This window comes from Nitratireductor indicus C115 (genome assembly GCF_000300515.1).
GTDB lineage: Bacteria > Pseudomonadota > Alphaproteobacteria > Rhizobiales > Rhizobiaceae > Nitratireductor > Nitratireductor indicus.
Genome location: NZ_AMSI01000005.1, coordinates 236,643 through 256,435, shown reverse-complemented (window position 1 = coordinate 256,435; position 19,793 = coordinate 236,643). Strand labels below are relative to the sequence as shown.

The following is a 19,793-nucleotide window of genomic DNA, read 5'->3' as shown; positions in this document are numbered from 1 at the left end:
GGCCTGCGATGTCGCGCCAGATTCCCCTCGACCTCGCTCATCAGGAAGCGTTCTCGCGCGATGACCTGATTGTCACGCCGGCCAATGCACGCGCCGTCTCGCTCATCGAGAACTGGCCCGAATGGCCGGCTCCGGTGGTGATTCTCGCCGGCCCCGCAGGTTCTGGGAAAACGCATCTTTCGGCCATATGGCGCGAGGAAGCCGACGCCTTCGACGTGAAGGTCGATGCCATCGGCCCGCGTGAGATCCAGTGTGCCGGCAATCGCCCGGTTCTGATCGACAATGCCGATGGCGCGGGGCTTGATGAGAACGGTCTCTTCCATCTGATCAACGCCGCGCGGGGCGGCGGCCAGCCCATGCTTCTAACCGCGCGCCGTTTTCCGGCTGCATGGGGCGTGAAACTGCCCGATCTCCTTTCGCGCCTGAAGGCAGCGGCAACCGTTGAGATCGATGAGCCCGACGACATACTCCTTGCCGGGGTGATCACCAAGCTTTTCGCCGACCGTCAGATCGAGGTCGAGCCGCATGTGGTGCAATATCTTGTCCGGCGGATCGAGCGCTCTCTGTCGAGCGCCATCCGGGCGGTGGAACTTCTCGACCGTGCGGCGCTGGAACGCAAGAGCCGCATCACGCGCGGGCTCGCCTCCGAGGTGATCGAAGCCATGGAGCATGGCGTGACGGAGGATATTTCCAACGCCTGAAAGGGCGGGGAGGGAACCAAAACCGGGGTTGTTTTGTTTTTCAGGGCGAGAAAGCCAGAAAACGAAAGGACCCGAAAATGGATCATGATCAGAGGGAGCGCACCACCGTCGTCACTTCGGGTGGCGGGGGCGGCGCCGGGTGGTTCATCGCCGGAGGTCTCGTCGTGGCGCTGATTATCGGCATATTTCTTTATTCAGGCGGTTTCTTCGGCGGCGGCTCCGGCGGGGTCAATCTGGATATTCCTGATAAGGTGACCATCGAAGTGCCCAAGACCTCGGAATAATCATCGACACCTCCAAGGTGGAGGAGGAAACACACCCCGTCCGCCACCGGCTGACGGGGTGTGTTTTTTGTTGCTTCCATATCACGCAGGAAATCCCCATTTTCGGGCTTGCGCCAACCCCTTGGAGAATATAGGGGTTCAGCAGCTCGGAGCGTAGCGCAGCCTGGTAGCGCATCTGGTTTGGGACCAGAGGGTCGCAGGTTCGAATCCTGCCGCTCCGACCAGCCTATTCCGGGCCGGGCGGTTTCCGTGCGGCCCTTGCAGTTCGACACGACGTGGTTCGACACGACGCAAGCGACGAGGTAGCTAAAGTGTCTGCGCGCATTTTCAGCCCGGCCAAGACGGCCATGCAGTCCGGCACCGCCAAGACCGGTTACTGGGTTCTGGAATTCGAGCCGGAGGCGCCGCGCAAGATCGACCCGCTGATGGGCTACACCTCCTCTTCCGATATGAAGAGCCAGGTGCGCTTGAGCTTCCAAAGCAAGGAAGAGGCCGTCGCCTATGCGGAGCGCAACGGCATTCCCTTCCGCATCGAGGAGCCGCACAAGCCGAAGCGCCGTCAGGTTTCCTATTCCGACAATTTCCGGTATGACCGCAAAATCCCCTGGACGCACTGAGCGTTCCTTTCAGGGCCAGCGGCCCCGTAGCTCAGCTGGATAGAGCACCGGCCTTCTAAGCCGATGGTCGCAGGTTCGAGTCCTGCCGGGGTCGCCATAAATCTCAAGAACTTGATCGATAATGGCTGCAAACGGCCATCTTTTTCATTCGCCAATCAAGAGAAACGGTCGCGGAAGCGGGACCATGCGACTGCGGCAGCGACGGCGTAGCGGCGCATGAAATAGAAGGGGATCGGGTTCACCTGCGAAACGGGAAAATCGAGTTCTTCCTCTGGCGTTCCCATTGCCGCGTCGGCAAGAACCTTGCCCAGTGCCGAGGCCATCGCGACGCCGCGGCCATTGAAGCCCGATGCCGCCCAGACGCTCGAATTCATGCGCATCAGCTGCGGGTAATGGCTGACAGTCATGGCCACATACCCGCCCCAATGATAACGCCATTCGGCGCCGGCAAGTTGCGGATAAAGGGCAATGCTTGCGCGGCGCAGCACCTCGAACTGGTGCTCCGTGCCGGCTTGCGAGTAATCCCCGCGCCCGCCCATGATGAAACTGTTGTTCGGCCCGAGGCGGAAATAGCGCAGCAGGCGCCGCGTGTCGGAGGCGGAATTGCCTTTCGGAAGGATCGAGCTGCTGATCGCCTTGTCGAGCGGAGCAGTGGCGACCTGAACCGAACGAATCGGAACCACGGTGCGCCCGATGGCGCCGGAAAAACCGTCGCCGTAGCCGTTAGTGCATATCAGGACTTTCCGCGCCGTCAGTTGCCCATTGTCCGTATGAACGACTGCATGGTCGCCCTTATGTTCAAGGCGCATGGCGCGGCTCATGCCATGGAGCCGCGCCCCGGCGCGGTCGGCGGCCCCGGCAAGCCCAAGGGCGTAGTTGAGCGGATGCAGATTCCCGCCGCGCTCGTCCAACATGCCGCCGAGATAGGAATCGGTGCCGAGAAGAGCTGCCGTTTCCTTGCGGTCGAGCATCCGCAGTGGCGCGCCGCGGCGCTGCCACTGTTCCGCACGGGTGCTGACGGTCGCCATTGCCGTTTCGCTGTGGATCGGCTGGATCCAGCCGGCCTGCGAAGCTGCGCAATCGATGCCAAGCCGTTTGATGAGGTCGAAAACGAAGGTTCCCGCATTGCCTGAAAGGCGCACCATGCGTCCGCCCATATCGGGGCCGAAACGGCGCTCGATCTCGTCGGGATCCTCCTTGAGCCCCGGAACCACCTGGCCGCCATTGCGCCCGGAAGCGCCCCAGCCCGGTGTTTCCGCCTCCAGAAGACAGGTGTCGAAGCCGGCCTCCGCCAGATGAAGCGCCGCCGAAAGCCCGGTAAACCCACCGCCTATGATCGCGATGTCGCAGTCCTGCGACCCGGAAAAGGGGTTGAACTGCGGTGTTGCATTGGCCGTCGCGTTCCAGAGCGAGCGCGAGATGAAGGTGGCTTCATTGGCAATCACGGCCTCTTGCATGGTCTGCTTCCTCGGAATTGATGGGACGGGGTCAGTAAACGGCGGGGGTAACGATCCAGAGCGCTTCGGTGCCGTCATCTCCCTCGCACCAGAAGCGGATCAGCGCACTTGCGGGAAAGGCAAAACTGTCGCCCGGGTGCAGGACGACCGTGCGTCCGTCGATTTCCAGGCCGAGCGCGCCGCGCAGCACCGTTCCGCATTTGGCGCCGGTCTCGTGGCGATAGGGTGTATTGCCGGTCGAGCCTCCGGGCTGGATGATGAGGCGCATCATCTGAATATCGGTGATGTCGTCGGGCGTCATCAGCTCCTTGCGCATGCCCTTGGCGCCGAGATCGAGGACGCGACGCTGGTGCGCCCGCACCACATATTCTTCATGCGGGTTGCCGCCTGGGTCGAACAGCCAGCCCACCGGCATCTCCAGGGCTCCGCAAATGGCACTGAGCGAATTGACGGAAGGCATGGTCAGGCCGCGCTCGATCTGGCTCAGCAATCCGATGGAGACACCGGCCCGCCCGGAGACGGTTTGCAGGGAAAGGCCGCGCACCTTGCGGCGCTGCCTCAGGCGTGCGCCCAATTCGTTGCTGCGCCATGCAGCACCTGCCGGTCGGGCAGCAGCTTCCGATCCCGTCTCATCGCCCTGAAAAGCGTTGCTCTGCCCTGCCGCTCGATCGTCTGACGTCTCGATCATGGCGTTGACAAGTCTCCTCTGTTTCAAGCATTATGAAATAACGGTGCGAAAATTTCAATATCAGAAAAAACAGACGACGCACCTTTCACGGAGCGAACACGAGAGGAGAATCCCATGAACCAGCCTCGCTTCTGCAGCATCCGCCGCCGCCTTCTTGGGGCTGGCGCGGCGGTTCTGATCGCTGCAACGGGCTATCTGACCCCGGCAATCGCGCAGGAAGATACCTTCAAGGTAGGATCCACGCCGACAGGCGTCCCCTTCACCTTTCTGGATGTGAATTCGAACAGCATCCAGGGTGTGATGGTCGACATCGTCACGGCAATCGGCGAACAGGAGCATTTCAAGCCCGACGTTCAGGCCACCCAGTGGTCGGCGCTGATCCCGTCGCTGACGAGCGGCAAGATCGACATTATCGCGGCAGCGATGTACGCGACCGAGGAACGTGCCAAGGTCGTGGATTTCACCGACACGGTCTATTCCTACGGCGAGGGGCTGTTCGTCTCCAATGATGATACGACCGACTACAAGAGTCCGAAGGAACTCGAGGGCAAGACCATCGGCGTGCAGGTGGGCACGGCCTATATCGAGCCCATGAAGGCGCTCGGCGTATTCAAGGAAGTGAAGATTTACGACAGCATTCCCGACATCATGCGCGACGTGCAGCTCGGCCGCATCGATGCCGGCTTCGGCGACCGGCCGATCGTTGCCTACCAGCTCTCCAAGGGGGCTGCCAAAGTTCGTCTCGTGAAGAGCTACGAATCGACCGTCTCGGGTAATGTCGCCATGGCCGTGCAGAAGGGGAACGACGCCCTGCGCACGCGGCTGAACGACGGCCTCAAGAAGGTGAAGGACACGGGCAAGCTCGACGAGATTCTCGCCAAATGGGGCCTGGATTGATCCTGACGACGCGGTGCGGGCTTCTGCCCGCGCCGCATTTTCCTTCCGCACGACAAGCAGGATAAAGCCATGTCCGAGGCACTTGCGCGCGCCTCCGCCTATCTTCCCGTATTGCTGGAAGGTGTCTGGGTCACCATTGCGGTGACCGTCCTCTCGCTTCTGGTAAGCACGGTTCTGGGCCTGTTCTGGGCCATTCTGGGCTGGACCAAGGTTCCCGCCTTCCGGGCGATCAGCCGGACCTTCATCACCGTGATCCGCGGCATCCCCATCATCGTCCAGCTCTTCTATATCTACTTCGTCATGCCGGACATAGGCATCAACATGACCGCCTTCCAGGCGGGCGTGATCGGTATGGGCATTGCCTATTCCGCCTATCAGGCCGAGAATTTCCGCGCCGGCATCGAGGCCATCGATCGCGGGCAGATCGAAGCGGCCCAGTCCATCGGCATGAGCGATTCCCTCATCATGCGTCGGGTCATTCTTCCGCAGGCGTTTCGCATCGCGCTGCCACCCTATGGCAACACGATGATCATGATGCTGAAGGACAGTTCGCTGGTCTCCACCATCACCGTTGCTGAACTGACCCGTCAGGGCCAGCTGATTGCAGCCTCTACCTTCGACAACATGACCGTCTTCACCCTGGTGGCGATCATCTATCTGATCATGGCACTGCCGCTCACCTATCTCGCCCGCCAGCTCGAGAGGAGGTACAAGAAAACATGATTTCCGTCAGGGACATCCACAAGAGCTACGGTTCGGCGGAAGTGATCCGCGGCATCAGCTTCGACGTCGAACCGGGTGAGGTCGTGTGCATTATCGGCCCTTCCGGCTCCGGAAAATCCACGATCCTTCGCTGCATCAACGGGCTGGAGACCTATCAGAAGGGCGATATCCTGATCGACGGCACGCGCGTCGACCCGGAAGACAAGTCGATCAAGGCCATCAGGCAGCGCGTTTCGATGGTTTTCCAGCGCTTCAACCTGTTTCCCCATCGCACGGCCATCGAGAACGTCATGGAAGGGCCTGTCTATGTGATGGGCATGCCTAGGGCGAAGGCCCGTGAACTCGCCGCCAGCTACCTCGACAAGGTGGGGCTCGGTGACAAGATGGACAGCTACCCCGACAATCTTTCCGGCGGCCAGCAACAGCGCGTCGCCATTGCCCGTGCGCTTGCCATGCAGCCGGAAGCGATCCTTTTCGATGAACCCACTTCCGCACTCGATCCCGAGCTTGTCGGCGATGTCCTGGGCGTCATGCGTCAGGTCGCGGAGGAGGGGATGACCATGGTCGTCGTCACCCACGAGATGGGATTTGCCCGCGAGGTGGCAGACCGGGTCCTGTTTCTGGAAGGCGGTGTGATCGTGGAGCAGGGGCCGGCGGGTGAGGTTTTGCGCAATCCCCAGGAGCTGCGCACCCAGAGCTTCCTCAAACGCGTTTTGAACCCACTATAGGGTTTTGGAGTCCGGCTGAAACGCCTGAAGTCCGCACGATGGCGGAAAACACTGAGATAGAACGCCGTGCGCCCGAAAGGATGCACGGCGTTCTCGTCTGTCAGCCCAATGACATGTCGAAGGGCGAGCGTTCGTCCACGAAGCGTCCGGCAAGCTGATGCGATACGATGCCGTTATCGCGCCATTCATGCATCATGAAGGCGCCTGGTTCCTTGGAAAGCGTATGCGGCGGATCGTTTTCCCGCTGATCGAGTGTTACCGCATGCGAGGTGCCCGGCGCGATCAGGGCAATCGCCTTTCCAAAAGTACGTGTCACGTTGCGATGGACATGGCCGCAGATGATCCGGACTTCACCCGCATGGGTGTCGATCAGATTGAGCAGCGCCGGCGCGTTGCGCAGATTGTTGATGTCCATGGCCTCGATGCCGGTCGCGAAGGGCGGGTGATGCATGGCCACCAGAACGGGCTTTCCCGAAAGCGCGTCGAGCTCGGCTTTGAGAAATGCCAGCGTCTCGTCTTCCAGAAGCCCATACGGCGCTCCCGAAACGAGTGAATCGAGACCGATCACCGAGAAATGCTCAAGATGGGCGACCCAGTTGATAGGGCCGCTCTCCGGCATCCAGTCTGCCTCGGCAAAGGCACTCCGCATCATCTCCCGGTCATCGTGATTGCCGGGCAATGCGCGGTAGGGAATGCCGAGCGGCGCCATGAGGCTCTTGAAGCGTTCATACTCTTCCTCGATCCCATAATCCACGAGATCGCCCGTCACCACGGCAAGATCGACCGGGCCGACGAGCGGCAGGCTGCGCCTTGCAGCCTCCACCACTTCGGCAAGGGCGGCGCCGGTGTCGACCACGCCATAGGCGCGGTGGCCTTCCCGGACGATATGCGTGTCCGAGAGCTGCAGTATCTTGCTCATGCGGCATGCCTTTCGCGCGGAAGAAGAAGCAGCGCCTCGGGTGCGATCTCCATCCGAACGGTGTCGCCCGGCTTGGGCGGCGTGGTGCCGGTGTGATTGGCATAAAGAAGGCCCTGGACCACGCCGCTGACGCCGACCCGGTAATGGGTGCCCAGGAAGGTCACGCTTTCGACCGTGCCTCTGAGCGATCCATCCTGCGAAAGCTTCACGTCGTCGGCCCGCACATAGACCTGATAGTCGGCGTCAGTTCTGGGCAGGGCGAGACGTCCGCCGGGCGTGTTGAGCTTGCCGTCTTCCACCGTGCCGCAAAGCTCCACTGCGTGGCCGACGAATTCGGCCACGAAGGGAACGCGTGGATTGTGGTAGAGGTCCTCAGGCGTTCCGATCTGCATCACGCGACCGTTGCGCATGACCGCCACCCGGTCGGCAATGGCCAGTGCCTCGTCCTGGTCGTGAGTCACGAAGATCGCGGTGATCTTGAAGCGGCGCAGAAGGGCTGCCAGTTCGTCGCGCAGTTTGTCGCGCAGGGCGGCATCGAGGGCGGAAAGCGGCTCGTCGAGAAGCAGGATGCGCGGGCGCGGCGCAAAGGCCCGCGCCAGCGCCACGCGCTGTCGCTGGCCGCCCGACAGCGCGTCGATGCTGCGATTGGCATAGGGTTCGAGCTGGCACATCTTGATGACTTCGTCCGCCCGAGCGCGGATTTCAGCCGCCGGCAGCTTCTGCATCTTCAGCCCGTATGAGATGTTGGCGAGCACCGACATGTTCGGAAACAGCGCATAGGACTGGAACACCATGCCGACGCGGCGATGCTCCACCGGCAGCCGGGTCACGTCGTCCGTGTCGAAATGGATGCTGCTTCCCGCATCCGGCCGTTCCAGGCCGGCGATGAGGCGCAGAAGCGTGGTCTTGCCGCAGCCCGAGGGGCCGAGCAGGGAGACGATCTCCCCGGCGCGAAACTCCAGATCCGTCGGCTGCAGCGCCTTTGTGCCGTCCGGATAGGTTTTCGCAACATTCTTGAGTGCGATGGACATTACTTGATCCTTTGAGCCCTCTGCGACGCCCATTGCATGGCGACGAGCATGGGAATGATGATGACGAAGAAGATCAGCGTGTAGGCCGAGGCGATTTCCAGCCGCATCGAGGCGTAGCTGTCGGCAAGGCCCACGGGCAGCGTCTTCAGATAGGGGGTGTGCAGCATCCAGGTGAGGTTGAACTCGCCGATGGAAAGCGTAACCACCGTCAGCGCGCCGGCCAGAATGCCGGGCATGGCGTTGGGAACGACGATGTCGGCGAAACGCCGCCAAGGGGAGGCCCCCAGAGAAGCGGCCGCATCCTCAAGCGTCTTCAGGTCCATTGCCGAAAGCACCGCCAGCACCGAACGCACCATGAAGGGCAGGGTGTAGAGCACATGGCCGACCAGAATGAAGGTCCAGCTTGTGCGAAACCCCTTCATGGAGCCGTAAAGCTGCAACAGCGCCAGTGCCAGCGCAAGGCCAGGCACTGCAAGCGGCAGAGAGATGAACTCTTCCAGAATGCGGCTGACGCGGCCGGGATTTCGCGCCAGCCCGTAGGCGGCGGGAATGCCGATCACCAGCGTGCAGGCAAGGCAGGCAATGGCGAGCCAGATCGACAGGAAGATGCTGTCGGCATAGAGGTCCCACACCTGGGCGACCCATTTCAGTGTCAACCCGGAGGAAATGCCCCGGAAGTAATTCGCGGTCAGGCCCGCGAGCACCGATTGCATCGTGGGAATGAAAAGGAAGGCGCAGGCAAGAAGCGTGACCGCAAGTTGCAGCGTTTTGGCAAATGTCAGTCTCATCTCAGCCCCCTCCCGCAACGGTCGCGCCGGAGAAGTTGCGCGCGAGCACCAGGAGAACCCAGGTCACGATGCCGAGCACCACAGAAAGGGCGGCGGCCATGGCGACATTCGCCGACAGGGTGAATTCCGTGTAGATGACCATCGGCAGCACATCGATGTCGGTGGCGAGCGTGAACGCCGTTCCGAAGGCGCCCATGGCCGTTGCAAAGGCGATGGCGCCGGCAGCGACCAGCGACGGGGCGAGGCCAGGCAGGATCACGTCGAGCACGACGCGAGCGGGCGAAGCGCCAAGCGAGCGGGCGGCTTCCTCAAGGGCAGGGTCGAGCTTCTCCGTTGCCGCCATCACCGTCAGGAGAACGCGCGGTATCGAGAAATAGAGATAGCCGAGAAACAGCCCGAAGAGCGAATAGGCAAAGACCACGTGGCCCGATGTAAGCTGGTTTACCAAGCCTTGCCGTCCGCCCAGGAGAATGATGAGGAAGCCGATCACGACACCTGGGAAGGCGAGCGGCAGGGTGAGGATGGCGAGCAGGATGCCGCGGCCGGGAAATCGGTTGCGCGCCAGGAAAAGCCCGGCCGTCGTCGAGATCACGAGGGCAGCCGCCGTCACGGCGAGAGAGACCAGCACTGTCTGCACGAGGGTTTGCAGATAGCGCGGTGTCGTCAGGATCTCCAGATAGATGCCCCATCCCGCGCTGCTCTCGCTGGAAGCGAAGAACAGGCGCACCAGGGGCAGCGCCAGAAACGCCAGCGTGAAGGCGATCAGCGGCACGAAGCAGAGCCTGACGAAGGTTGCGGAGGACATGGTTCCGTATCCTTGGTTCAAAGGGGGCCGCGTTCCCCCGGACCTTTCGGCCAGGGAGAAGAGCGCGGCCCCCGAATGCTTGCGTCGTTTAGTTCACTTCTTCGAGGTAGCGCTTGCCGAAGCCTTCCTGGGCTTTTTCCATCTCGGCATAATCCACAGCGACGGCGCGCTCATATTCGGAAGCGGGCAGGAATTTGCTGGAGATTTCCTCCGGCAGTTTCACCGGGCGCGCAGGCTGCAGATAGGCATTCGCCCAGATTGCCTGACCCTCGTCCGACAGAACGAAATCGAGCACCTTCTTGCCTTCCTCGGCATGCGGTGCGCCTTCCACGAGGCTCATCACATAGGGAACGCGCAGCGATCCCTCGCAGGGAAGCACGAATTCGAAATTGCCGTCTTCCTCATACTTGGCGCGATAGGCGTTGAAATCATAATCGAACAGGATCGGGATTTCGCCTGAAACCACGCGGGCATAGGAGGTCTGCTTGGGAACGATCGGGCCGTTCTTGGCGAGATCCTTGAAGAATTTGATGGCCGGGTCGAAATTGGTGAGATCGCCGCCCATGGACAGGTTGACGGCCACGGCGCCGGCATAGCCGACAAAGGCCGAGGACGGATCGAGATAGCCGACCATGCCCTGATATTCGGGCTTTGCAAGATCCGCGAAGCACTGCGGAACCGGCGCGCCGCCCAGCGCATCGACATTCACGAAAAGGCCGATGGTTCCATAGTGAATGGCAAACCAGTGGCCTTCGGGATCCTTCAGCCCTTCAGGAATATCATCGAAACCGGCGGGCTTGTAGACTGCGGCCACACCTTCCTTGCCCGCCTTGATGCCCGTCGTCACGCCATAATATGCGACATCGGCCACGGGGTTGCTGCGCTCGGCAAGAAGCTGGCTCAGGGTCTGGCCCGAGTTCTTGTTGTCGTGCGGCATCTGGATGTCGAGCTTTTCCTTGATGGCCTCGAGCATCGATGCCCAATCCGCCCACTGCGGCGGGCAGTTGTAGCAGACCGCGTCAGCAGCCATTGAAGGAGTGGCGATGGCCGACGACGAGGCGAGCCCGATTGCGAACACCGCAGAATAAACCATATTGTATTTCATGCTTCGTTCCTTTCAGCGATTCCATGTCTGGAGAATTCGGAGCACTGGCGGAGAAGTTGCAGCTTCTCCGCCACACTTTTTCCGGAAGGCGGCCGCCCCAAGCTGCCTCCCTCTCGGAAACTGTAGGGCGCCTCCGCTTCCGGAGGCGCATTTTCCACATCGACATTGAGCTCCATCAGAAGCCGGAGTGCTGAAACACCCCCCATGCCGCGCGGGTCCGTGACGATGGTCGCAAGCGGCGGATCGACCAGCAGGCCCATCTCGATACCGTCGAAACCAACGACCGAAAGGTGCCGGGGAACACGTAGCCCCAGCCGGCGCGCCGCAGAAATAAGCGACAGCGCGATGAAATCGTTTGATGCGAAGAAGGCGGTCAGGCCACTGTTGGCGCACAGATAGTCGCACAGCTCGTCCTGCGTCTTGGTGCTCGCATCGCTCACTTCGACAATGGTCGGGGCGTTGAGGCCGAAATCCTCGCATGCTTGCCGGAACCCCTGCAGGCGCTGCTGAGAACGGTCGGAACCCGACAAATTGACCGATACATATCCGCAAGCCTTATGACCGAAGCCCGCAAGCCGCCGTCCCACCTCGTAGCCGGCCGCGCGATTGTCGACGGCAACGCCCGAAACCGAGCCGGGGAGATAGTTGAACAACAGGCTGTAGGGAATCTCGCGCTCCTTCAGGAGATTGAGCGAGGCATTGCCCTCAAGCCGTCCGGTGGTGATGATCAGCCCCGCCACCTTCTTCTGCAGAAAGGTGCGGACTGCATCGAGTTCGTGCTTGAGGTCGTAATCGGTGCAGGTGAGAAGCAGCTGATAGCCGTTCTTGTCGAGCTCGTCCTGAATGCCCTGAAGGGCAGAGGCAAAAACTGGATTGATGAGCGATGGGATGACGCAGCCTATGGCCTGCGTTCCCTTGCGCTTCAAGGAACGACCGATCTCGTTGAATTCGAAGCCCAGATCCTTGGCCGCAGCGAGCACTTTTTCACGGGTCTCCTTGCTGGAAAACCCGCTCTTGTTCAAGACGCGGCTTACCGTCGCGATGCCGCATCCGGCCCGCTTGGCGACGTCCTTGATCGTGACTTCTCTGTATTTCGAAGAACCACTCACGGATTCTCCTCCTCCCTATGGAAACGTTTCCACATTTAGCCGGGTTTGTCTACGGTTTTGTGACAGGCGAGGTGTTTTCGGTGGAATTCCGGGAAAATTTTGCGCTGCAGCGCATAAAATGTGGAAATTGCGCCGCGTTTTACGGGAAAAGCCGGGCAGGGCCCGGCTTTTCCAGATAGCGACACCCCCAAGGCGTCTGCCTTCGAGAGAGAGGGCGACGCTCTTGAGTATTGTGCAGTCAGGCGGAACCACCTGACGTTTGCATAAATGCAGAAAAACAAAGAGATCGGTTCAGGGTTTCCGTGAAACGGTGACCGATCTAATGCAATATCTGGCTGAGGAACAGCTTGGTGCGTTCGTGCTGGGGGTTGTCGAAGAACTCGACGGGCGTGTTCTGCTCGACGATCTGTCCCTGATCCATGAAGATGACGCGGTTGGCGACCTGACGCGCAAAGCCCATCTCGTGGGTGACGCAGATCATGGTCATGCCTTCCTCGGCGAGATCGACCATCGTGTCGAGCACTTCCTTGATCATTTCGGGATCGAGCGCGGAAGTGGGTTCGTCGAAAAGCATGATGCGCGGGTTCATGCACAGGGCGCGGGCGATTGCCACGCGCTGCTGCTGGCCTCCCGAAAGCTGGCCGGGATACTTGTTCGCCTGTTCGGGAATGCGCACCCGTTCCAGAAAATGCATTGCCGTGGCTTCAGCTTCCTTCCTGGGAGTCTTGCGCACCCAGATCGGGGCGAGCGTACAGTTTTCCAGAATTGTAAGATGCGGAAACAGGTTGAAGTGCTGGAACACCATCCCCACTTCGCGCCGCACCTCGTCGATCTTCTTGAGATCGTTGGTGAGCTCGATGCCATCGACGATGATCCGCCCCTTCTGGTGTTCCTCCAGCCGGTTGATGCAGCGGATCATGGTCGACTTACCGGAGCCGGAAGGGCCGCAAACGACGATGCGTTCGCCCCGCATGACCTTGAGATTGATATCCCTCAGCACATGAAAGTCGCCATACCATTTGTTCATGCCGATGAGCTCGATCGCCACATCGGTCTCCGAGATCTGCATCTTGCCCCGGTTGGCCTGGATTTCGTCGGCCTTGACGGTGTTTTCTGCAACCATTGGGTTCCCCTTGGGTCCATTGACCCTGTCATTTGCCGGGTCCGGTGACCCTATCGTTTGTGGCCGGTATCGAGCCGGCGTTCCATGAATATTGAATAGCGCGACATGCCGAAGCAGAACAGCCAGAACACGAAGCCGGCAAAGACCAGTCCCGTGATCGGTGTCTGGGGCGAGGCCCAGTTGGCGTCCGAGAAGTTCTGGCGCACGGAGCCCAGAAGATCAAACATGCCGATGATGTAGACGAGGCTTGTATCCTTGAATAGGCCGATGAATGTGTTCACGATGCCTGGAATGACGAGCTTGATCGCCTGCGGCAGCACCACGAGGTTCATCTTCTTCCAGTAGCTCAGGCCGAGGGCGTCGGCGCCCTCGTACTGGCCTTTCGGAATGGCCTGCAGGCCGCCGCGGATAACTTCCGCCATATAAGCCGAGGCAAACAGCGCCACGCCGATAAGGGCCCGCAACAGCTTGTCGAAGCTCGTCCCTGGCGGCAGGAACAGCGGCAGCATCACGCTCGCCATGAAGAGCACTGTGATGAGCGGTATGCCGCGTATTGTCTCGATGAAGACAACGCAGACAAGCTTCACCACGGGCATGTGCGAGCGCCGCCCGAGTGCGAGCAAAACGCCGAGCGGCAGCGAAACGGTGATGCCGACATAGGCGAGAACCAGTGTCACCATCAGGCCGCCCCAAAGCGGGGTTGCGACCCTCACGAGGCCGAAGGCACCGCCCACGAGCAGGAAATAGGCCACGATCGGAAAGACGATGAAGAGCAGGATCGCATTGAGCCCTTTGCGCGGCACGCGCGGTGCGAGCATCGGAACGAGCAGGATCACGAACAGGAAAGCCGCCAGGTAGACGCGCCAGCGCTCATCCACCGGGTAACGGCCGAACATGAACTGCTGGAACTTCGCGTCAACGAAGGCCCAGCACGCGCCGGACCAGCCATCAGGTTGGTTGCCGCCCTGCGCAACGGTGGCACAGGCCGACCGGTCGGTGCCCGTCCATTGGGCATTGATGAACGCCCATTGGATGAGGGGAGGAACGATCATCACGACAAGGGCGATGCCGATAATGGTGAAGATCGTATCGGTCGCGCTGGCAAAAAGGTTGCGCCGCATCCAGGAGACAAGCCCGCGATCTGCCGTAGGCGGCGGCTCGACGGCTGCCATTTCGGCGCGGACGAAGGAAAGATCGTGCTCTTGCATCTTATCGCTCCACCAGCGCCATGCGCGCATTGTACCAGTTCATCAGGCCGGCTGTCGCAAGGCTGAGGCCCAGATAGACGATAAGCCAGATGGCCACGATTTCGATGGCCTGACCTGTCTGGTTGAGGGTCGTTCCCCCTGTCGCCACCAGGTCCGGATAACCGATGGCCACGGCCAGCGACGAGTTCTTGGTCAGGTTGAGATACTGGCTGGTGAGCGGCGGAATGATGATGCGCAGAGCCTGCGGGATCACCACCAGGCGCAATGACTGGCCGTTGCGCAGCCCAAGCGCATGGGCCGCTTCCGTCTGTCCCCGGCTTACCCCGAGCACGCCCGCCCGCACAATCTCGGCAATGAAGGCCGCCGTGTAGAAGGAGAGGGCCAGATAGAGGGACAGGAACTCCGGCCGGATCTGCACACCGCCGCGCAGGTTGAAGGTCGACAGCGCCGGGAACTCGAAGTTCAGCGGAAAGCCGGTGACGACGAAGGCCAGGAGGGGCAACCCGATGATGAGCGCCACCGACGTCCAAAGCACCGGGAACGGTTCACCCGTCGCCATCTGTCGTTTGTACGCCCAGCGTCTCACGAACCAGGAGAAGACGAGCGCAAGACCGAGCGCCAGAAGCACGAGCCAGGAGCCGTCCCCCCATAGGAATTTCGGAAAATAGAAGCCGCGGCTATTGAGATAGGAGCCGAAGGGCAGGCCGATGGAATCACGCGGCAACGGGAGCACCGAGAGAACGCCGAAATACCAGAAGAAGATGACGAGCAATGGCGGGATGTTGCGGAACACCTCGACATAGACGAGGCAGATGCGGTTGATGAGCCAGTTCTTCGATAAGCGCCCGATGCCAACGAGAAAACCGACGATCGTGGCCGTGATGATGCCGAAGAAGGCGACGCGCAATGTGTTCAGGAAACCCACGACCAGAGCGCGGCCATAGGTGGAATCGGAAGAATATTCGATCAGGCTGTCGCCGATGTCGAAGCCGGCTCGTCCTTCGAGAAATCCGAAGCCCGAGGCGATATTGGCCCGTTGGAGATTGGCGGCTGTATTGCCGATGATCCAGTAGACAAAGGCGAACAGGCCTATGAAAACCAGTAACTGGTATGCGATGCCTCGCACACGCGGATCATAAAAGAGCGGCACGCGAGGCGCCGCGCCCTCCGCAATGGTTTGCCGGGTGGCCATGGCTATCCTCAATGTGGATGGTGAAAGGCGGAAATGCCCGCCTTTCACGCATCGGTTGGTCCGTTATACAGCGGCTTGTGCGCGATCAGCGGATCGGCATGCCGTACTGCAGGCCACCCTTGGTCCACAGGGCATTGATGCCGCGTGAAATCTTCAGCGGGCTCTCGGCGCCGACATTGCGCTCGAAAATCTCGCCGTAATTGCCCACATGCTTGATCACCCGCACGACCCAGTCATTGGTCAGGCCGAGATCGGTGCCGAGTTTGCCACCTTCTTCCGTGCCAAGCAGGCGGCGGACTTCCGGCTTGTCGGACTTGAGGCTTTCTTCCACATTGCCCTGGTTGATGCCGAGCTCTTCCGCATTCAGCAGCGCGTAATAGACCCATTTGGCAATGTCGAACCACTGGTCGTCGCCATGGCGCACCACCGGGCCGAGCGGCTCCTTGGAGATGATCTCCGGAAGCACGATATGGTCATCGGGGCTGGAGAGCGTGAGGCGGATGGCATAGAGGCCGGACTGGTCGGTCGTGTAAACGTCGCAACGTCCCGAATCATAGGCGGTATTGACCTCTTCGAGCTTCTCGAAGACGACCGGATTGTACTCCATGTTGTTGGCCTTGAAGTAATCGGCCAGATTGAGCTCGGTCGTCGTTCCGGCCTGCACGCAGACCGCCGCTCCCGAAAGCTGTAATGCGGAATTGATCCCCTGGAGCTTCTTCGAATTGATCATGAAGCCCTGGCCGTCATAATAGGTCACGCCCGCGAAATTCAGGCCAAGCGCGGTGTCGCGGCTGATGGTCCATGTGGTGTTACGCGAGAGAATGTCGACTTCGCCGGACTGCAGGGCGGTGAAGCGCTCCTTTGCGGAAAGCGGTGTGAACTGAACGGCATTTGGATCATCGAAGATCGCGGACGCGACCGCGCGGCAAAAATCCACATCGAGGCCCGTCCAGTCGCCCTTGTCGTTCGGCGCGCTGAAACCGGCCAGACCCGTGCTCACTCCGCATTGGACGTGGCCCTTGGCCTTCACGTCGTCGAGCGTCGCCGCTGCTGCGGGCGCAGCCATCCACGCCACCACTGCCGAACCGAGCAACGCCTTGTAGATTGTCTTCATGTCATGAACCCTTTGATCTTTATGTTTTAGGGCTTATCCCCTGATCGTCATGCGGAAGCAGGCGAATGTCTCATTTCCACCCGAACCGGGCGATGCCTCTCAGGGCAGGCGGACACGCGCTTCCTCTCCCACGCACTAGCAGTATCGAAGGGCATAAATCGGTTTGGGTCAAGAGCGAATGACGCTTGCTCCAGGCAGGCCAGCGGTTGACGCCGGACGGACAATACCGTTCCATCCGCTCCGGCTTCCGGCCGGGTATGCCCCCTGACCTTGCCCCCGAAAAATCGCCCGTCGCGCAAGCATGCATCGAGGAATCATGAGCAAGAAAATCGAAATGAACGCGGGAGCCAACACCCGGCTCGCGCATATCGGCAACGACCCGCACGACTATTTCGGCTTCGTCAATCCGCCTGTCGTGCACGCCTCGACGGTTTTGTTTCCGGACGCGGAAACCATGGCTTCCCGTAAGCAAAGATACACTTACGGCACACGCGGAACGCCGACTTCTGATGCCTTGGCCGACGCGATGAACGAATTGGAGGGGGCTGCCGGAACCATCCTCGTGCCCTCGGGCCTCGCCGCGGTGACGGTTCCGCTGCTCGCGTTTTTGTCGTCTGGAGACCACGTTTTGATTGTGGATTCGGTCTACAATCCAACCAGGCATTTTGCCGATACGATGCTCGTCCGCCTCGGCGTCGAGGTGACATATTACGATCCCATGGTGGGTGCGGGGATCGCGGATTTGATGAAATCTAATACCAAAGTTGTACTCACCGAGGCGCCCGGTTCGGGCACTTTCGAGATGCAGGACATACCCGCCATCGTCGAAGCGGCGCACAAGGGGGGAGCCGTGGTGATGCTCGACAACACCTGGGCGACACCGCTTTTCTTCCGTCCGCTGGACTTCGGGGTCGACATTTCCATTCAGGCCGCCACGAAATATCCCGGCGGACACTCCGATATTCTCTTGGGCACCGTCTCGGCCAACGAAGCCACCTGGAAACAGCTGCTCGCCTGCCATGGCGCGCTCGGCATGTGCGCTGCGCCCGACGATGTCTATCAGGTTCTGCGCGGGCTCAGGACCATGGGCGTGCGTCTGGAACGCCATCAGGAAAGCGCGCTTGCCATTGCCCGATGGCTGGAAGGGCGGGCGGGGGTGGCGCGTGTGCTGCATCCCGCGCTCGAATCCCATCCTGGCCACGCGATTTGGAAGCGCGACTTCAAGGGGGCGAGCGGCCTGTTTTCCATCGTTTTGGACGGCGGCGATGCGAAGAAGGCCCACGCCTTCCTCAATGCGCTGCGGATATTCGGCCTTGGTTACTCATGGGGCGGTTATGAAAGCCTTGCCGTCCATGTGCAGCTCGACGATCGGCAGGTGGCGCATGCGCCGCAGGAAGGTCCGGTCGTCCGGTTGCAGATCGGTCTGGAGAATGTGGAAGACCTCAAGGCCGATCTCGAACGTGGCCTGGCCGCTGCCGGGCATTGAGTGAGAGGGAACCGGCGGGAGAAGCTCGTGTAGCTGAGCCGTTCCGGCATGGATCCTCGGGTCAAGTTCGGGGATGACTAACGACAAGGGCGTTCAGGTCATCCTCCAGCCGTCGCGATGGCAGCATTCGTTCATACAATTCGTCATCCTCGGGCTTGCCCCGAGGATCCATGCCGGAACCTGCGATGGCAATGTTGCCCTCGGGTTTCACGGCCCACCCGAAGCATCTGATGACCTTGCGAAGCCACTCTAAATTCCGGCTTCGGCGTCGAAGCCGTAAAGCCAGTCGAAATCGCCCATGAGTTTGCTGCCGCTGCGAAGCCTGAGGATTGCATCGCGTGCAATTGCGACAGGCCCGCCCGCATGCCAGGTGAAGCGATTGAAGGCGCCGCGCTTTGCCACGGACGTGACGCGGGGCTTGCGGATACGTTCATAAGCGGCAAGCGCCTGGGCCGGATTGTCCCTCTGCCGGGCAATGAGCCTGGCAAGCACCACCGCATCTTCGATGGCCATGGCCGCGCCCTGCGCGGCAAAGGGCGGAACCGCGTGTGCTGCGTCTCCGATAAGCGCCAAGCCCTCGGGCCGTGTCCATGCATCGGCTGGATCGACCTGATGAACCGGCCACACAGTCCATGAGGGCGTGGCGGCGGAAAGCCTGGCCAAAAGGGGATGGGCTGCCGTCAGAACCTTGCGCAGGGGAGCATCGTCGGCATCCTGCTCCCAGGCGTTCAGGGGCACTTCGCCCGGTATGATAGCCACGAGATTGATGAGGCGCCCACCGCGCACGGGATAGGCGATCATATGAAAACGCGGATCGAGAAAAGCCGTCACACGGTCGGTCGGCACGAGTTCGGAAAGGTTGTCTGTGTCTGCGGGCAGGGTAGCCCGCCAGGCGATATAACCGGTGAAACGGCTGCGCACGGAGGTGCGGGCAAGCCGCCTCAGATGCGACCAGACGCCATCCGCCCCGATCAACAGGGGAAAATTGGCCTCTTCGCTTTCTTCGCCTCGGCGCAACACGGCGCGGATACCGCCATTGCGGGCGAACTCCGCCTTCTCAACGAGTACACCCGTGACAAGCGCGATTCGCTCGTCTGAACGCACGCGTTCCGCAAGGGCTGCCTGCAGATCGGCCCGGTGCGCCACCATATAGGGAGCGCCCCAGCGGGTCTGTGCCGCCTCGCCAAGCGGCACTTCGGCAAGGGTGGCAAGCGTTGAAGCCTTTTTGAGGGTGACCGAAACGGGCTGCACCGCCTGCGGGGCGAGCCCTTCGAGAACGTCCAGCCTTTCGAGAAGGCGTGTCGCATTGGGCGAGAGCTGCAGGCCGGCTCCCACTTCGCGCAGACTTTCCGCGCGTTCGTAGACGCGCACGGGAATTCCCTCGCGCGACAGCGCAAGCGCTGCTGTCAGGCCGCCGATACCGGCGCCCGCGATGACGATAGCCGGATCCGCAACCATGGGAGGAACCGCTTACGCCGCTTCGTCGAAAATGCAGCCTTCCGGCTTGGTTTCGGCAGGCTTGAGGGCCGCATTATAGCGGTACAATGTCGAGCAATAGGGGCAGACGCGCTCGTTTTCGTCGCCCATGTCGAGGAAGACATGCGGATGGTCGAAAGGCGGGTTTGCGCCGACGCACATGAATTCCCTCACGCCGATCTCGATCACCCGGTGGCCGCTCGTATTCTGAAAATGGGGAATGGCCGATCCTGCCATCGTCGTCTCCAGCTTGCCTTGTTCGCATAGGAAGTTGCTAGCGTTTGTAGCATAAAGCGCATCTTTGCAAGCCTATGATATGAAACTGTCGCAAAAGCGTGTCAC

Annotated in this window: 21 protein-coding genes and 2 tRNA genes; 9 read left to right on the top strand and 14 right to left on the bottom strand. The window is 60.9% G+C overall.

The genetic code is table 11. The annotated features are described in order from the left end of the window. The first annotated feature begins 8 nt into the window (after window positions 1-8). The 5 genes from hdaA to NA8A_RS09435 all read left to right on the top strand — a co-directional run bounded on the left by hdaA (window position 9) and on the right by NA8A_RS09435 (window position 1,699). Window positions 9-701, top strand: a complete 693-nt coding sequence (hdaA, locus tag NA8A_RS09455) for a DnaA regulatory inactivator HdaA (protein WP_009450213.1) — start codon at window positions 9-11, stop codon at window positions 699-701. A 77-nt stretch (window positions 702-778) separates the two neighbouring features. Beyond that, window positions 779-985 (top strand): hypothetical protein, encoded by a 207-nt coding sequence (locus NA8A_RS09450; protein ID WP_009450212.1) that lies wholly within the window; start codon window positions 779-781, stop codon window positions 983-985. A gap of 147 nt (window positions 986-1,132) precedes the next feature. Beyond that, window positions 1,133-1,209, top strand: a tRNA-Pro gene (locus NA8A_RS09445). A gap of 87 nt (window positions 1,210-1,296) precedes the next feature. Continuing rightward, window positions 1,297-1,602, top strand: a complete 306-nt coding sequence (locus NA8A_RS09440) for an ETC complex I subunit (protein WP_009450211.1) — start codon at window positions 1,297-1,299, stop codon at window positions 1,600-1,602. A 20-nt stretch (window positions 1,603-1,622) separates the two neighbouring features. Then, window positions 1,623-1,699 (top strand) — tRNA-Arg (locus tag NA8A_RS09435). 58 nt (window positions 1,700-1,757) lie between these two features. Here the strand turns inward: NA8A_RS09435 and NA8A_RS09430 are convergent. Both NA8A_RS09430 and NA8A_RS09425 read right to left on the bottom strand, forming a co-directional pair. Beyond that, on the bottom strand, window positions 1,758-3,059 hold the full coding sequence (locus NA8A_RS09430) for an NAD(P)/FAD-dependent oxidoreductase (protein WP_009450210.1): 1,302 nt from the start codon (window positions 3,057-3,059) through the stop codon (window positions 1,758-1,760). A 31-nt stretch (window positions 3,060-3,090) separates the two neighbouring features. Then, window positions 3,091-3,747: a helix-turn-helix domain-containing protein gene (locus tag NA8A_RS09425; RefSeq protein ID WP_009450208.1), complete on the bottom strand. Its 657-nt coding sequence runs from the start codon at window positions 3,745-3,747 to the stop codon at window positions 3,091-3,093. A gap of 114 nt (window positions 3,748-3,861) precedes the next feature. Here NA8A_RS09425 and NA8A_RS09420 point away from each other — a divergent pair, with 114 nt between their 5' ends. From NA8A_RS09420 to NA8A_RS09410, 3 genes are all read left to right on the top strand, one after another. Next, the gene (locus NA8A_RS09420; protein WP_009450207.1) at window positions 3,862-4,644 is read left to right on the top strand and encodes an ABC transporter substrate-binding protein; all 783 of its coding nucleotides are present in this window, start codon (window positions 3,862-3,864) and stop codon (window positions 4,642-4,644) included. Between the two features lie 69 nt (window positions 4,645-4,713). Beyond that, complete coding sequence (locus NA8A_RS09415) at window positions 4,714-5,367, top strand: amino acid ABC transporter permease (protein ID WP_009450206.1); 654 nt, start codon at window positions 4,714-4,716, stop codon at window positions 5,365-5,367. Beyond that, window positions 5,364-6,095, top strand: coding sequence for an amino acid ABC transporter ATP-binding protein (locus tag NA8A_RS09410; RefSeq protein WP_009450205.1), 732 nt, complete (start codon window positions 5,364-5,366; stop codon window positions 6,093-6,095). The genes NA8A_RS09415 and NA8A_RS09410 overlap by 4 nt, the downstream gene beginning before the upstream one ends. A gap of 100 nt (window positions 6,096-6,195) precedes the next feature. Here the strand turns inward: NA8A_RS09410 and NA8A_RS09405 are convergent, their stop codons facing one another. The 10 genes from NA8A_RS09405 to NA8A_RS09360 all read right to left on the bottom strand — a co-directional run bounded on the left by NA8A_RS09405 (window position 6,196) and on the right by NA8A_RS09360 (window position 16,489). After that, the gene (locus NA8A_RS09405; RefSeq protein WP_009450204.1) at window positions 6,196-7,014 is read right to left on the bottom strand and encodes a phosphodiesterase; all 819 of its coding nucleotides are present in this window, start codon (window positions 7,012-7,014) and stop codon (window positions 6,196-6,198) included. Beyond that, window positions 7,011-8,045 (bottom strand): ABC transporter ATP-binding protein, encoded by a 1,035-nt coding sequence (locus NA8A_RS09400; protein WP_009450203.1) that lies wholly within the window; start codon window positions 8,043-8,045, stop codon window positions 7,011-7,013. The genes NA8A_RS09405 and NA8A_RS09400 overlap by 4 nt, the downstream gene beginning before the upstream one ends. Then, the gene (locus NA8A_RS09395) at window positions 8,045-8,833 is read right to left on the bottom strand and encodes an ABC transporter permease (protein ID WP_009450202.1); all 789 of its coding nucleotides are present in this window, start codon (window positions 8,831-8,833) and stop codon (window positions 8,045-8,047) included. The genes NA8A_RS09400 and NA8A_RS09395 overlap by 1 nt, the downstream gene beginning before the upstream one ends. 1 nt (window position 8,834) lies before the next feature. Continuing rightward, window positions 8,835-9,638 carry an ABC transporter permease gene (locus tag NA8A_RS09390; RefSeq protein ID WP_009450201.1) on the bottom strand — a complete coding sequence of 268 codons (804 nt, stop codon included), beginning with the start codon at window positions 9,636-9,638 and terminating at the stop codon, window positions 8,835-8,837. Between the two features lie 88 nt (window positions 9,639-9,726). Continuing rightward, window positions 9,727-10,743, bottom strand: a complete 1,017-nt coding sequence (locus tag NA8A_RS09385; RefSeq protein ID WP_009450200.1) for an ABC transporter substrate-binding protein — start codon at window positions 10,741-10,743, stop codon at window positions 9,727-9,729. Further along, window positions 10,740-11,852, bottom strand: a complete 1,113-nt coding sequence (locus NA8A_RS09380) for a LacI family DNA-binding transcriptional regulator (protein WP_009450199.1) — start codon at window positions 11,850-11,852, stop codon at window positions 10,740-10,742. The genes NA8A_RS09385 and NA8A_RS09380 overlap by 4 nt, the downstream gene beginning before the upstream one ends. A 319-nt stretch (window positions 11,853-12,171) precedes the next feature. Next, window positions 12,172-12,975: an amino acid ABC transporter ATP-binding protein gene (locus NA8A_RS09375; RefSeq protein WP_040672196.1), complete on the bottom strand. Its 804-nt coding sequence runs from the start codon at window positions 12,973-12,975 to the stop codon at window positions 12,172-12,174. Between the two features lie 50 nt (window positions 12,976-13,025). Then, the gene (locus NA8A_RS09370; protein WP_009450197.1) at window positions 13,026-14,183 is read right to left on the bottom strand and encodes an amino acid ABC transporter permease; all 1,158 of its coding nucleotides are present in this window, start codon (window positions 14,181-14,183) and stop codon (window positions 13,026-13,028) included. 1 nt (window position 14,184) lies between these two features. Further along, window positions 14,185-15,375, bottom strand: coding sequence for an amino acid ABC transporter permease (locus tag NA8A_RS09365; protein ID WP_009450196.1), 1,191 nt, complete (start codon window positions 15,373-15,375; stop codon window positions 14,185-14,187). Window positions 15,376-15,460: 85 nt separating this feature from the next. Continuing rightward, entirely contained in the window at window positions 15,461-16,489 is a 1,029-nt protein-coding gene (locus tag NA8A_RS09360; protein WP_009450195.1) for an amino acid ABC transporter substrate-binding protein, read from the bottom strand. A 316-nt stretch (window positions 16,490-16,805) separates the two neighbouring features. Between NA8A_RS09360 and NA8A_RS09355 the strand changes: the two genes are divergently transcribed. Next, a complete protein-coding gene (locus NA8A_RS09355; protein ID WP_040672193.1) occupies window positions 16,806-17,975 on the top strand; it encodes a cystathionine beta-lyase in 1,170 nt (389 codons plus the stop codon). Window positions 17,976-18,224: 249 nt separating this feature from the next. Here NA8A_RS09355 and NA8A_RS09345 read toward each other — a convergent pair whose 3' ends face one another. Continuing rightward, window positions 18,225-19,433 (bottom strand): FAD-dependent monooxygenase, encoded by a 1,209-nt coding sequence (locus NA8A_RS09345; RefSeq protein ID WP_009450193.1) that lies wholly within the window; start codon window positions 19,431-19,433, stop codon window positions 18,225-18,227. A gap of 12 nt (window positions 19,434-19,445) precedes the next feature. Then, window positions 19,446-19,688: a zinc-finger domain-containing protein gene (locus NA8A_RS09340; protein WP_009450192.1), complete on the bottom strand. Its 243-nt coding sequence runs from the start codon at window positions 19,686-19,688 to the stop codon at window positions 19,446-19,448. Window positions 19,689-19,793 lie beyond the last annotated feature (105 nt).